Annotated in this window: 11 protein-coding genes; 7 read left to right on the forward strand and 4 right to left on the reverse strand. The window is 57.2% G+C overall.

Annotation, left to right across the window (positions count from 1 at the left end):
• Nucleotides 1-39: 39 nt before the first annotated feature.
• From QD336_RS21720 to QD336_RS21730, 3 genes are all read right to left on the reverse strand, one after another.
• A protein-coding gene (locus tag QD336_RS21720; protein WP_499172209.1) for an IS3 family transposase occupies nucleotides 40-1,127 on the reverse strand; the annotation gives its coding sequence in 2 pieces (ribosomal slippage) (nucleotides 40-866 and nucleotides 866-1,127; 1,089 coding nt in all).
• Between the two features lie 289 nt (nucleotides 1,128-1,416).
• Complete coding sequence (locus tag QD336_RS21725) at nucleotides 1,417-2,706, reverse strand: ImmA/IrrE family metallo-endopeptidase (RefSeq protein WP_499172154.1); 1,290 nt, start codon at nucleotides 2,704-2,706, stop codon at nucleotides 1,417-1,419.
• A gap of 266 nt (nucleotides 2,707-2,972) precedes the next feature.
• Nucleotides 2,973-4,064: a DUF4062 domain-containing protein gene (locus tag QD336_RS21730; RefSeq protein WP_499172155.1), complete on the reverse strand. Its 1,092-nt coding sequence runs from the start codon at nucleotides 4,062-4,064 to the stop codon at nucleotides 2,973-2,975.
• 787 nt (nucleotides 4,065-4,851) lie between these two features.
• On the opposite strand from QD336_RS21730, the gene QD336_RS21735 reads away from it, so the two are divergent.
• A complete protein-coding gene (locus QD336_RS21735) occupies nucleotides 4,852-6,012 on the forward strand; it encodes a tyrosine-type recombinase/integrase (RefSeq protein WP_499172156.1) in 1,161 nt (386 codons plus the stop codon).
• Nucleotides 6,013-6,476: 464 nt separating this feature from the next.
• Here QD336_RS21735 and QD336_RS21740 read toward each other — a convergent pair whose 3' ends face one another.
• Entirely contained in the window at nucleotides 6,477-6,680 is a 204-nt protein-coding gene (locus QD336_RS21740; RefSeq protein ID WP_269341041.1) for a hypothetical protein, read from the reverse strand.
• Nucleotides 6,681-6,748: 68 nt separating this feature from the next.
• On the opposite strand from QD336_RS21740, the gene QD336_RS21745 reads away from it, so the two are divergent.
• From QD336_RS21745 to QD336_RS21770, 6 genes are all read left to right on the forward strand, one after another.
• On the forward strand, nucleotides 6,749-7,252 hold the full coding sequence (locus QD336_RS21745) for an RNA polymerase sigma factor (RefSeq protein ID WP_269341039.1): 504 nt from the start codon (nucleotides 6,749-6,751) through the stop codon (nucleotides 7,250-7,252).
• A gap of 152 nt (nucleotides 7,253-7,404) precedes the next feature.
• Entirely contained in the window at nucleotides 7,405-8,361 is a 957-nt protein-coding gene (locus tag QD336_RS21750; RefSeq protein ID WP_499172157.1) for a FecR family protein, read from the forward strand.
• Nucleotides 8,362-8,475: 114 nt separating this feature from the next.
• On the forward strand, nucleotides 8,476-10,896 hold the full coding sequence (locus QD336_RS21755; RefSeq protein ID WP_499172158.1) for a TonB-dependent siderophore receptor: 2,421 nt from the start codon (nucleotides 8,476-8,478) through the stop codon (nucleotides 10,894-10,896).
• On the forward strand, nucleotides 10,896-11,786 hold the full coding sequence (locus QD336_RS21760; RefSeq protein WP_499172159.1) for an ABC transporter substrate-binding protein: 891 nt from the start codon (nucleotides 10,896-10,898) through the stop codon (nucleotides 11,784-11,786). Before QD336_RS21755 ends, QD336_RS21760 begins: the two co-directional genes overlap by 1 nt.
• Nucleotides 11,783-13,753 carry a Fe(3+)-hydroxamate ABC transporter permease FhuB gene (fhuB, locus tag QD336_RS21765; protein ID WP_499172160.1) on the forward strand — a complete coding sequence of 657 codons (1,971 nt, stop codon included), beginning with the start codon at nucleotides 11,783-11,785 and terminating at the stop codon, nucleotides 13,751-13,753. Before QD336_RS21760 ends, fhuB begins: the two co-directional genes overlap by 4 nt.
• Complete coding sequence (locus QD336_RS21770) at nucleotides 13,750-14,481, forward strand: siderophore-interacting protein (RefSeq protein ID WP_499172161.1); 732 nt, start codon at nucleotides 13,750-13,752, stop codon at nucleotides 14,479-14,481. Before fhuB ends, QD336_RS21770 begins: the two co-directional genes overlap by 4 nt.
• Nucleotides 14,482-14,492 lie beyond the last annotated feature (11 nt).

The raw sequence follows: 14,492 nt of genomic DNA on the forward strand, positions 1-14,492 counted from the left end.
GGTAATCCCCCCGCTTTCAACGGGGCTCCGCGGTAGAATTCACGCGGCCATTTTCAGTTTCTGAGCGGGCGTGATGCCGCCGATGCCCATATTGGGACGTTCGTTGTTGTAGGTCCATAGCCACTGCGTGGCAAATTCCTGTGCCTCCTCAATGCTTTCGATGATGTGCTGGTCGAGCCATTCATGTCGGACGGTCCGGTTATAGCGTTCGACATAAGCATTCTGCTGCGGCTTGCCCGGCTGGATGTGGCTCAAGGCGATGCCCTGCTTTTCTGCCCATTCCATTAGCTTGCCGCTGACATATTCCGGGCCATTGTCCACTCGGATGGCCAGCGGCTTGCCGCGCCATTCGATGATTTGGTTCAAGCTGCGGATGACGCGCTCGGCAGGAAGCGAGAAATCCACCTCGATGCCCAGCCCTTCGCGGTTGAAGTCGTCCAGAACGTTCAACAGGCGGAATTGCCTGCCATCCTCAAGACGATCCGCCATGAAGTCCATCGACCAGACCAGGTTCGGTTTCTCCGGTACGGCCAGAGCATCCGGCTTCTCGCGCCTCAACCGCTTGCGTGGCTTGATCCTGAGGTTCAGTTCCAGCTCGCGATAGATGCGGTATACCCGCTTGTGGTTCCAGCAATGCCCCCGGACATTGCGCAGGTAGAGAAAGCAAAGGCCGAAGCCCCAGCTCTTCTTCGCGCGCGTCAACCCGATCAGGAGATCGGCGATCTGCTCGTTCTCGTCGTTCAGCTTGGCGCTGTAACGATAGCAGGTCTCGCTGACACCAAAGGTGCGGCAGGCGAGTGCAATGCTCACCCCGCGCAACGCCACCGCTTTCCCGGCCATCTCCCGGCGTTGAGATGGCCGCGTCACTTTTTTCCAAGAGCCTCTTTGAGCAGTTCCGCCTGCATGCTCATCTCCGCATACATCTTCTTCAGCCGACGGTTCTCGTCTTCAAGAGCCTTCATCTGGCTGATCATCGACGCGTCCATGCCGCCATATTTGGCTCGCCATTTATAAAACGACGCCGTGCTCATCCCGTGTTCCCGGCATAGATCAGGCACGGGAACGCCACCCTCCGCCTGGCGCAGGATTGCAAGGATTTGCGGTTCGCTGAATCTGCTCGTCTTCATCAAAATCTCCTCGATCATAAAGCCCGAGAAAATTCTACTTTTGAAGCCCGTTATTTGGCGGGGGGATTACCGACCGTCTGGACGTGCTTGCTGTGGCTGTAGGCTAATGGGTTAATGGCGAGGAACCCCGACAAGGCCCACGAGGAACACTCGGAGGGTCTCCGGGATAAAGCCTACGAGGCGTTCATTGGGCTGCGCCAGCAGCAACAGCAGCTTCAGGATAGATGATCAACCGTCCTGGCTTAATTAAACGATCTACGGGAGCCTCGCTGAGGCTTTCACTGACTGGCTAGGGTTTCAATATGTTTGCAACCAACCGGGCAACCGGGATAGATCGGCTAGCTACCCTCTGATCGTTCAACAACTGCATCTTTTTGAGTTTGATTTCGATCACCTGTTTGGATGCCTCGAATTCGATCGACAAAAGCGTGAGCAACTTCTCATAGGTAAACAGGTTTTCCGGCTGATTATCTACGAATATATATCCGTGGCCTTTGTATTTAATCTCAAGTTCGACCTTATATTTTGCCACTGCGCGTATAAATGCGTGGTGTGGGAGGATGAGATCGGCTGCAAAAGCGTTTGCTTGGAATTCGAGGCGCTCGTAGTTGAACGTGTTTTCGGACTCGTCACTAATTTCTAAGTCTCTTGCCAATATTTTATCTGATCGCAGGTATCGGTCGTGCCCCAGATAGAAATGACCTATTTCGTGGCACAGCGTGAAGCGTTTTTGATTACCGTCTTGGTGGGAGTAAATTTCGATAGTTCTTAAATCGAAATTAGCTGTGCCTAGAATTTGTAGGCCGTCAGCGTCCGTCACCACGCTATCCGAGTATGTTAGATCGATGCTTAGGGCCTTGCATATTTTTGCCAGATCGACGCAACCTGCTTCGTAACTGATCTGATTTAGAACTGCCTCAGTGGACCTCCTTATTTCGTCAGGCGAGACATAAGGGGCCGAGGGTTTCGCAGGCGCATTTCGGACCTCAGGCGACTCGTTTCCAAGGTGGGTACCCGCAAGAAAGTCTTCCACGGTACTGAAATAATTGCCTTCAGAATAGGCGGAAAACTTTAGCTCAGTTGCACGAGCCTCTTCCCGGAAAATCTGCGATTTGATGGAGCTGTGACTAACAAATGGCCGTAGTCTGCGGTCGGCTAGAATTTCTACACCATGCTCCGCGTATTTTACAATTGCTATCCCTCTGCTCTCAGCAAGTTTTCGTGCGCCCGATTGCAGCTTGGATGAAACAACCATCACTCCTTTATGTTTGTGGGGAAATAGCTCTTTGAGTTTGTCCGAAAATTCACGGACGTAGTGATCTGGAACGCTACCAGAGTAGTTCTTGCATTCAAACACATGGTAGAAGGATGGTACTTCCGCTCCCGGTCTATAAGTTTCGATAACGATATCGAACTGGACAGGCGCGCCACGGTCTTTCGACGGATATTTCTTCTTCTTGAGAATCTTGCACTTTCCATGTGGGATTGTCCAATAGACATCCTCTCCTCGATTTTGTTGATCGAGAAGGAAATTGTAAAAGGCATCTTCAAGCTTATCGCCTTTTTCGGTGGTACTCACGACTCATCCTCGATGCGCAACCGCAGGATGATTATCCAGTCGTTTTCTATTATTTCCTACAGGTAAGTTAATGCTTAGCCAGCAATCCCCACAATCCTTGCCGTCCCACGTTCATGCGTACCATGCTTGGGGTGACAGACAGTTTCAATTACAGCCCACCGTAGGAGGAGGAAACCTATCCCCTCCCGTTCATATATAAGGGAGATTCGGCATTTGCTGCACAAGGACCGTTTACCTCTTCCCGGCTTGCCGAAAAGAGGTAAACCTTAAAAGGGTATGTCATCGTAGTCGCTTACAGCCACCTCCCCTTCAATAATCGTGAAGACAGGCCTTCCCGTATTGTTGATAAGGTGACGCCTAGCGAGGTGCTCAGCGTTCTTAGTAAAAGGGCTTGCTCCATCGGTCTTCATCAAACCCACCTCGATGTAATAACTTACCAGTAGGTCGAGCATACTTTCAGATATTTTGAATAGCCTTGACGTATCGTCGCGAATTATCTCACCGGCGATAGCCGACCCGATCGCTAAGCAAGACTCCCGACGATCAATGCAATGCTCGTCGGGATGATAGTCGTCGTTGGACCAGCTCAAATTTGAGTAGAGAATTGGGAACAATGTGATCCACGAAGCCTTGACGATGGCATTACTGCCAATCTTGCCAGTCTCATAGCCTTGGGCATTGCGATTAGAAAGAAGCTTTATATGGAGATCGTTTTCTGGAGGGGGCAACTGAGGAATAGGAACCTCAATTGAAAAATTACCCAGAACATCACGAAACTTTTCATTTTCTTTGCGGACTGTGTTCAGTTCTTCCAAGGCTTGAGTGCTAGCAACTGAGTCACCTCTGACCCATCCAACTCTGGGATGTGCAGCCTTGGCGTGATAAAGTGCCTCCATCATGTGGAGTTTGAGATTATCGATATTGGTCCAAGTGTTGCGAAGTCGTCCACTTTGGGCCTCGTTTATGAAGTCATTAAGACGTCTACGTCCGGCGCTGGTTTCTTCCGACTTCTCTGCCGGAATGGACCCGAGATCACCGTGGAGCAGAACGAGTACGGGTACGCCGCACCGTTTTGCGTGTTGATACTCTTTGTGTGTGTAGCTAAGGCCATCATCTGCAATTGTGCCATACCGCCCTCCGATTATCAGGACGTAGTAATCACTCTCTTCGATGAGGGGCTTAATATATTCTAACTGGTCAATATCGCTTGCTGGGAAGTCTTCCATCTGGATGGGAAAATCACCGCCCCTAATTATGATATCGCGCACTGCTTGTCTCTCAGCCCTCAGGTCAGTGAAAGTTGAACTTAGGAATATCTGATATCGCTTTTCCTGCACTGCCGTGACCTTTGTCCGCACCCCGAATAGCTGTCATTTTTAACGAAAAAATCCGAGGCATCAATCGATAGAAATGCTTCCGCGCGCCCTCTCGGCCCCCACATTCTACGTCGGGCTACCCATAGTGCCCCTGCATTGCCACGGATACCGCCACACGACACGCGAAAGCCCCACATTTATGGCAGTCCAAGGAGACTAAGCATCTCATTAGGGTGACTTGTGGCGGCTCAAGGGGCGCGAAAGGCCAGCGCAAGGCAATCCACTGCTTTGTTTGACTGCGTCTCCTTTTGCCGGGGCGTCTTGGCTCCGCACCCCGCGCCGAATCTTTTCCGTTCCCCGTGTGTTAATTCGTCGGGGCTTGTGCCACGATCCTAGGCGCGTTCCATGTCGCGTTGCAGTTTATTCCGGTTGGCGCGTAACGGCCCATGCCCATATTCCGAAATGCCAGCTTGCCTTTCCGGTCGGCGGGCTTTCGCGTTGTGGACGGTATGGGGCGGGCAGTAGCAAGGCCGATAGGCCGCACGGCAAGGGCGCAGCCCGTAAAAGGCTTGGAGTGCCGGATCGCGTCGCCAGAGATCGCCACACGCTGCGAAACGACGCCTTGCCGGCGGGAATGGCAGCCCGGACAAGCAAAACCGCGCCTTTGGCCCGCTATGGCAGTTTCTACCCTTTATAGCGCTTTCGCCCGGCTTCCCGCCCCTATGGTCCATGCCATTTCCTGAAATTCTCGTCATAGGGAGTTGACCGCGCCATGTTCCATGCCATATCCATGGGCCACGATGTAATTAGGTCAGGGAGCAGTTTTGTAATGGCAACCGTCAGCAAGCGGACATGGACAACGGCTAGCGGCGAAAAGCGTGAGGCGTGGCGTCTGAGTTATACCGACACTAAGGGCGACCGGCACAAGGAGCAATTCGCCACGAAAAAGCTTGCTGAGGCTCGACTAAAAGACGTTATGGCTCAATCCGCTTCTGGCACGTTGCTGGCCGACGCAAAGGGCGCAACCGTAGCTGATGCCGTCAAGCTGTATTGCGACCATTTGGACTCCTTGCTCGTGGCGAACAAAAAGACGCGGATGTATGTAACTAATACGAAGCGTCAGCTTGAAATGTGGATTCTTGGCGATCTGCCCCCGGAAAAGCCTCCGCTTAAGGGGTTGGGAAAGGTCAAGTTGATTCATGCTACAACCGGCGTGTTTCAAGATCATGCCGACATGCTGGAGCGGTACGGGCTTAGTATCGTGCTTATCCGTCGCGTCATGGGATCAATGACGCGGTGCATGGACCATGCCCGACGCAAAGACATGGTGGCGGTCAATAGCGCCAAGGGAACGCGAGTCGAGTCGGTACGCGGGGAAGACAACGAACGCGTGACGCCTCCGGCCAAAGCGGAATTGTCTGCCGTCTTGAAAGCCGCCAAGGAGTTGCCCCCGGCGTGGTCTAAGCAGCCCGTGGCCGTTCCGCTCCGTATCGAATTTGCAGCCCGTACCGGGTTGCGCGCCTCGGAACAATGGGCACTGCAATGGAAGCATATAGACCTTGAAAAAGGCGCTATCAGTGTTTTGCAATCCGTTGACGCGTTCGGCAAAATCGACGTGACGAAAACGAAGGCGGGGACTCGAACCGTTCCCATGGGCAAGGCCTTGATTGCGGACCTGAAGCAATGGCGGACCGAAACGCTTTACCCCGGCGATGATGATTATGTGTTTCCCGATGCGCGCGGCGGCTTCACGCGGCACACAAATTTCGTCAAGCGGATATGGAACCCTTTGCTAAAGACGGCTGGGGTTGAAACGGGCTGGCATGGCTTGAGGCACTTCGCAATCTCTACATGGATCGAATCGGGAATGCCGGTAAAGGCCATTCAAACCCTAGCGGGCCATGCCTCCTATCACATAACGCTGAATAGATATGGCCATATGTTCCCGTCTGAGGATCATAACGCGATCATGGACGCCATATCGCTGTGAAGCAAAGCCTTGTCCCATGGTCCATCCTGTTACCGTGTTTTACCGCCCTTTACGCTGGGTTACATGGAACATGGATGGCACACGGGACGCTAAAGGCCCTGCAAAATAAGGGTTTATCCTAAGCCTTTTAATCAGTAGGTCCAGGGTTCGAATCCCTGCGCTCTCACCAACATAATCAACCGGTTATCGTTGAAATTACCTGACACAGGCAAGAATCATTCTCGCGCTGTTTGACACGGTTCGCGTTTACCGCCGTACCGACAGGTCGTTGTGGGAATGCTCCACCTATCTGGAGCCGCGCGGCAAGAGCCGTATCCGCCAATTGAAGACCGAGCACACCTTTGCGGATGTGGCCGGGCAGTTTCTGCTGGAGTATGTGCCGCTCACCAACGGGCCGCGCAATCCGCGTCACCTCAAAGACCACGAAGCACGTATCAAGCTTCAATATTGCCCCCGACAAAGGCTCAACGCATCGGCGCATGGAAGCCCTTACCGGAAATTTGCACGCGCACGGAAATCGCAGTCTCTTTGCTGCCTGGATTTTTTCTTTGCTCTCTCGAAGTGGCCATGCTAGCGGCATCAACAACAGCCAGCCCATGCTTGCGTGATGGCCTTTTTGTTATAGTAATCGCTTCAATTGGTTTTGAAACTGCGTTGATCGTACCCACTTCACTTTCAGCCGAACTGCTAGAAAACGCTAGCAAACGCGGCGGTGGATTACCGGAAGGCAAAGCGCTTGAGTTGGGATCTGCAGGAACTGTTCCGGCTATATGCAAAGGGCATCGTCAGGTCCCTCCGCAGCAGGGGCATCGATCCTGAAACGGCATCCGATCTGGCGCAGGATGCGTTCTTGAAGGTTCTGGCCTCACGGCCATCCGCAAGTGCGGCCTCCCATAATCCAAAATCCTATCTCTATACGGTGGCGCGCAATCTCAGCATCGACCATTATCGCCGTGAACGTAGCCTGCTCCGTGTCGATCTGCCGCAAAGTGCCTTCGACGCCATCGTCGATCCATCGCCATCGGCAGAAACAATCGTCTACGACCGCCAGCGGCTGCAACTGGTGGAGCAGGCGCTGGCTGAGTTGCCCCGGCGGGTGCGCGAGGCCTTCCAGTTGCACCGGATGGGCGGCCTGACCATAAGCGAGGTCGCACAGAAGCTCGGCATGTCCACCACCCGCACCTGGGTTCTGATCCGCGACGCCTACGAACATATCGAGGATCGGCTGAACGGTCTCTAGGGGACAAATACCGTCCATCCCGTCCCGGATATACCGTTTGGCCGCCGGCCCGTGCACTAAACTTCTTTTCATCCGGAAATATGCAGCCTCTCATTCGTATATATCAAAGGCTGTAACATTGTCCGATCTCCGGCAATCCTGAAAGGCTCCCTATGAACGAAGTGTCGGAAGAACGGCGCCTGTTTCGTGAAGCTGCGGATATTGCCATTCGCCTGCAGAACGACCCCGGCAATCCCGTCGCCATCGAAACCGCGCGTGCCTGGATCGAGCGCGGGCCGGCCCATGCGGCCGCCTGGGCAAAGGTTGCCGCGATCCACGGCATGACCGGCCAGATTCTGGCCGAGGAGGCGCGGTCCTCGCAAAAGGACGTTGCCCCCAACCGGCGCCTGCTGCTCGTCGGCGGCGCGCTCTGTCTCGGTGCGGCGGCGGGCGGTTCGGTGCTGGCGCCCTATGTGTCGCTACGCGCTCGCGCCGACTACCTGACCTCGACCGCAGAGATCAGAGACATTCCCCTTGAGGATGGCAGCATGGTCACGCTCGGGCCGGACAGCGCAATCGCCATCGATTTCAGCGAGCGGGCAAGACAGGTGAACCTCCTGTCCGGCATGGCCTATTTCAACGTCGCGCCAAATCCGGCGCGCCCCTTCTCGGTCACCTATGGGCAGCTGACCGCGACCGCGCTCGGAACTGCTTTTGATGTTTCGGGGGATGATCTCTCGATCTCGGTCTCCGTCGATCATGGGCTTGTTCTCGCCACCTCGCCTGATCTGCCCTCCTCCGAGGGAGAGAAACTGGCGGCGGGCGATTGGCTGATCTACGATCAGGCATCGCGCCGTATGGATCGTGGCGTCAGGGAAGCCTCGGAAATCGCGGCATGGCGCACGGGCATGCTGATTGCCGAAAGGGAGACCGTCGCGGCGGTGGTCAATCGCATCGCCCGCTGGCAGAAGGGTAAGGTGGTCATCGCCACCCCTGCCCTTAAAAACAATGTCGTCAGCGGCGTATTCGATCTTGCCGATCCCGTCCGCGCGCTTGATGCGGTGGTGCGGCCATTCGGCGGGAAAGTAAGAACAGTCACGCCGTTTTTGACCGTTATCTCCTCTATCTGATAAAACTTGAGAAAAAGAGGAAAAATTTCGAACGCCATTCGTATTGTCCTCAGGGAGCCCGCCGGCACTATCCGCAGGCCGGTCTCCGGGGACATTTAATGGAGTGGTTTTCACATGGGGAATGAGTTCTCAACGGCTCACAAGGGTAACAATCGGGGTCGCGTGGGTCATGGCGCGCTCGTCGCCGCTTTTTTGACGACGACATCGGCACTCGCCGCCGGCCTTGCAGCACAGCCCGCCTTTGCGCAGGCGGTTTATTCGGTTCCGGCCGGCCCGCTGAACAAGTCGCTGGCGACCTTCGGAAAACTGTCGGGAACGCAGATTTCCTATGATGCCTCGATCGCGCGCGGAAAGCTGTCGCAGGGTGTGAGCCGCGCGACCACCCGCGAGCAGGCAATCGTGGAACTGCTGCGCGGCACGGGCCTCGTCTATTCCTTCACCGACGCCACCTCTGTGGTCATCGCTGCGCCGGTCAGTGCCGCAACTGTTGCGGCAGCCGGAAACTCCACCCTTCTCCAGACCATCACCGTTCAGGGCTCGCAGGGCGCATCGGCTCTGCAGCAGGACGGGCTGGCGCAGGACGGCTACCGCACAGAGACCCTGTCCTCCCTTGGCCTGCTGGGGCAGACTGCCATTCGTGACACGCCGTTCTCGGTCGCCGTCGCGCCGAGGGAGCTGATCCAGAATATCCAGGCGCAATCGCCTGAGGATATTTACCGTGTCCTGCCGACCATCCGCAGCCAGACGCCACAGATGTCCGGCTGGGCGCCGATGGCCAATATTCGCGGTTTCACCACCTATGACACGGCCGAAGACGGTTTCCGCCGCTCCTACAGCCACGCGACGGTGCTGGAAGACAAGGAACGCACCGAGGTTCTTTCCGGCCTTTCGGGCTTTCTCTATGGCGCGGCATCGCCCGCCGGCATGATCAACTATGTCTACAAGCGCCCGACGCAGGAACGTTTGAATAGCGTGACGGTCGGCAATTACGGCGGCGCGCAGGCCTTCGTTCATGGCGATTTCGGCGGCCGTATCGATCCGGAAGGCGATATGGGTTATCGCCTCAACATCGTCCGCTCGGCGGGAGACACCACCATCGACGATCAGAATGTCGATCGCTTTCTCGCAAGCGGCGCTTTCGACTGGAACATCACCGACCGGCTGAAGCTGGAACTCAACGCGTCCTATAGCAAATACAAGCTGGACGCCGCCAACTCCTACTGGGCTTTCGCAGACGGCGTGCTGCATGGCGATGCGCCCGACGCCAGCAGGAACTGGAGCCAACCCTGGATTCACGACGAAATCGAGAAAAAACGATACTCTGCCAAGCTCACTTACGATGTGAACGACGCCATTACCCTGCGCGGCGGATATATGCGGGAATATATCGACCGGCCGGTTCAGGATCACACTATGAATCTTGTTCAGTCCGCGGAGGAATATTCCCAGATCGCAATCCGCTCCGGCAGGACAAAAAGCGTCTTCGACGCCGCGAATCTTTTCGCTGACGTCTCCTTCGACACCGGCGCGGTCTCCCACAAGTTGACCGCCGGATATTACATGTATCAGGGCAAGGACTGGGGTACGACTTACAACCCCAATACCGGCTGGCAGCCGTCTTTCCCCCTGTCTTCTCCCCGGCACACTGCCGAGCCGACTTTCCCGCCCAACACCGGTACGCTCTACAAGTCCGGCTATGTGCGCAATCATAACTTCGTCGTCGGCGACCAGATCGAATTCGACGAACAATGGTCGGCCCTCGTCGGCGCCAATTACAGCATGATCCAGAGCCAGTCGCTGGACAGCAGCGGCGCCCGCTCCGCACCGGATTACGATGAAGCAAGGCTCTCGCCTTCTGCCTCGCTGCTGTTCAAGCCGATAGAGACTGTTACTCTTTATGGCAGCTATATCGAAGGGCTGGAGCAAGGTGGCGTCGCACCGGATACGGCCATCAACAGCGGGCAAATTCTCGCCCCCATGGTCAGCAAGCAGAAGGAAATCGGCATCAAGGGCGATGTCGGCGACGTGCTGCTGACGGCGGCGCTGTTCGACATCTCCAAGGCCTACGAACTGACGACGGATGCCAATGTCTACACGCAGGACGGACGCCAGCGCCATCGCGGCGTCGAGTTCACGGCGACCGGCAAGGTGACGGATGATCTTACCATTCTCGGTGGCGTGACGTTCCTTGACGCCAGGGTCGAAGGCGGAACCTATGACGGCAAGCGCCCCATGAATGTCGCCAATGTTCTGGCCAAGGTCTATGCCGAATATGAGGTCCCCACCGTCGAGGGCCTCTTCCTGACCGGTGGCCTCTATTATACCGGCAAACAATGGGCGACATCCGAAAACAATGATCGCCTTTCCTCCTATGTCACCGCCGATCTCGGGCTGCGCTACACCACCGAAAACTTCGGCAATCCGCTGACTTTCCGGCTGAATGTCAGCAACATCACCGACGAGAACTACTGGCAGAACAGCTATTATCTCGGAGCGCCGAGAACCGTCTCCTTCTCGGTTCAGGCGAAGTTCTGATGATATCGCGCAGTTCCCTGTCCCGCAGAGCGCTGCTCTGCGGGGCGGGTTCGTTTTTCCTCGCCGGCCGGTCATCTTCGGCTGCCTGCTCCGGCGGCATCGTCGCCATGGACTGGGTGAGCGGCCAAAACCTGCTGGCGCTTGGCATGCAACCCGCAGCCCTGCCGGAACTGGAGCGTTATCGCAGCCTCGTCGTCGAGCCGGTGCCGTCGCCCTCGGTCGCCGAGCTTGGATTGCGGTCCGAACCCAATCTCGAACTTATCGACCGGCTTCGGCCGTGCCTGATCGTGTATAGCGATGATTTCGCCATGGCCGCCGGACAGCTTGCCGCCATCGCTCCGACCCATCGTTTCGATGCCGGCGTCGTGGCAGGCGAAAACCATCTTACCAGCGGCGGAAACGCTCTTGTGGCGCTTGCCGCGCGGATCGGCGATCCCGGCCGGTTTGACACATTTCAGGAAAGTTTTGACGCCGAAATGCAGCAGGCACGCGCACGGCTCGCCGCCTATGACGGACGCCCCCTGTTGCTGGCAACGGTGATAGACGGCAGGCGGCTGCTGGTTTTCGGCAAGAACAGCCTGTTCCAGAATGTCCTAGACCAACTCGGCATAAAAAACGCGTGGGACGGCTACACCTCTCAATATGGTCATACAACGGTAACGGCCGACCAGCTTTCCCGCCATCCGCAGGCGCGGCTTTTATGCATCGGCGATACCAGCAGCGAGAAACTGGACATGCTTCTCGCAGCACCGGTCATCAAAAGCCTGCCCTTCATTCGCGAAAACCGGTTGGTGCGCATTAAGGACGTGCTGTTTTACGGCGGGTTGCCACCGGCAAAACGCTTCGCCCGTCTCGTTTCCACAGCCCTTGCCGGTAAGGCATCGCCATGAGCAGAACAGTAAATCTATCCGCGATCGTGATCGCTTCGCTCGCCATCGTCTGCGCCGGCCTCACCGGCCTCAATCTTTATCTGCGCATGCCGGATGGAATGCCGCTTGCAGCCCTGTTCCTTCCCGATCCGGACGTGACGGCTGAGGTGCTGCTTCACAATACCCTGCTGCCGAGGATCGTCGTTGCGCTGATGACCGGCGCGACGCTCGGCTTCGTCGGGACTATCCTGCAAAACATCCTGCGCAATCCGCTCGCCGAGCCGGCGACACTCGGCATTTCGGCCGGCTCCTATCTGCTGCTTGCCATTACAACGCTCTGGTTCCCGCAATGGGCCGGCGCACAGGAATGGGTCGCCTTTGCGGGCGCGGCGCTGTCGCTTCTGGCGATCCTTGCACTCTCCTGGCGCAAAGGCCTGTCGCCCGTCACGGTCACGCTGGCGGGCATGATCGTCAGCCTTTATTGCGGTGCCGCGAGTGCGGTTCTGGTGCTGTTCAACCATGATTTCCTCGTCAGCATCTTTTTGTGGGGCGCGGGCTATCTCGATCAGCAGGACTGGAGCGCGGTTACCTTTCTCGCGCCTCGCCTTGCCGTACTCGTCCTTGCCGTAGCCCTGCTTCTTCGCCCGCTGACGATCATGACGCTCGAAGACGCCAATGCCAGAAGTCTCGGCCTGTCGCTTGCGGCCTACCGGTTGATGACACTCGTTGTGGCAGCGGCCTTGACCGCGGTGGTCACCGCCTCCGTCGGCATCATCAGCTTCATCGGCCTTGCCGCACCGGCACTGGCGCGCGCCTGCGACGCAAGACGAATGGCGGCGCAGCTTGTCCATTCAGCCGCCCTTGGCGCATTGCTGCTGACCTTGACCGACCAGATCGTCCTGTTTTTCCCCGTTACCTATCGCCTGTTCCCGACCGCAGCCGTCACCGCGCTTCTTGGCGCGCCGCTGATGTTTGCGCTGATCCGGCGGCTGAAGATGCCGGCCCCACCGCAGCCGGGTGCCCAGCCGGTGGCGGCGCGTCTTGCCCGGCCCATGCCGGTCCTGCTCGGCCTCCTCGCCATTCTCTGCCTTGCCGCCGGTGTGGCATTGTTCGTCGGGAAAAGCACGGAAGGCTGGTTTTTATCGGGGCTCTACGACACGCATAGCCTCGGCTGGCGCTGGCCAAGGGCGCTCGCAGCCTTCAGCGGCGGGGCCATGCTGGCGCTTGCGGGCGCCATTCTGCAGCGCGTCACCGGCAATCCCATGGCATCGCCGGAAGTGCTCGGCGTCTCTTCCGGGGCGATGCTCGGCGTCATCGCGGTTCTTCTCACGCTTGCCGCGCCCAGCCGCTCCGCGCAAATCCTCGCCGGCGCGGCGGGCTCGCTGACGGTTCTGCTGCTGATGCTGACCCTGTCACGCAAGCCGGGTTTTTCCGGCGACCGGCTGCTGCTGATCGGCATTGCGCTGAGCTCCGTCTCCGGTTTCGTCATGGCGGTCTTGATGACATCACAGGACCCGAGGCTCGGCCAGCTTCTGGCCTGGCTTTCCGGCTCCACCTATGCCGTCGCGCCCGGTGAGGCCATCATCTCCGCACTCCTGCTGTCCGTCGGACTTGCCCTGGTTCCCTTCATCCGCCGCTGGCTGGAAGTGCTGCCGCTTGGCGAAGACTTTGCCAGAAACACCGGCGTCTCGATCATGGCGAGCCGCAATAGCCTCTATTCGCTGTCGGCCATTCTCACGGCAAGCGCCACGATCCTCGTCGGCCCCTTGAGTTTCGCCGGTTTGATGGGACCACATCTGGCACGGCTTGCGGGCTTCCAGCGCGCCGGCACGCAATTGCCGGCAGCGGCGCTGATCGGCGGGCTGATCCTGCTTATCGCCGACTGGCTGGGTCGCAATCTTATCTTCCCGTTTCAGATCCCCGCAGGCCTGCTGGCCACGGTGGTCGGCGGGCCGTTCTTGCTCATACTGATTGGAAGGCGCACATGACCATTTTGATGGATGAGAGCTTTCGCGTGCTAACCCTGGTCGAGAGCCGCAGCATCACCCCGTTCATGCAGCGGCTGAGATTTACGGGCTCCGAGCTTCATCGTTTTGATACGCTGGAGAACTTGCATGTCAGGCTTCATTTCGCAAAACTGGGTAATGGCCCCGAGGATACCCAGGCCCTGAACGCAGATTCTTTCCATGTTCGCTATTATACGATCCGCGCGATAGACGCCGATAGCGGATGGATCGATGTCGATTTTGTCATGCATGACGACGCGGGACCGGGGTGCTCCTTTGCCCGCAGCGCACGTCCTGGCGCGATCTGCGGCATGACAGGCCCCTGCGGACTCGGAATAAAGCCGGCAAAACAGTATCTGTTTGCCGGGGACGAAACGGCCCTGCCGGCAATTGCCCGCATCTGTGAAAATCTGCCGCCGGGTGCGACGGGTCAGGTTTTCCTGCGGTCCGAGAACGTCGGATATGATATGCCTGCTCCATCCGGCATAGGCATATCCTGGCTGCCGCGCTCCACCGTATCGCCATCCATATTTGTCGACCATGTTTGCGATGCTGCGATGACGACAGCAACTTCGGCCGAGAGCTACTTCCTCTGGCTCGCCAATCCATTCTCGCATTGGCAGGATTTCCGAGACAAGCTGGGCCGCTTGTCAAAAAAAAGCTGTCTCAATGCCTGCTACTGGCGTGATGACGCGACAGCGGGCAATTGATGCGGAGCGCT

This window comes from Rhizobium sp. BR 250 (assembly GCF_047445855.1).
GTDB lineage: Bacteria > Pseudomonadota > Alphaproteobacteria > Rhizobiales > Rhizobiaceae > Agrobacterium > Agrobacterium tumefaciens_I.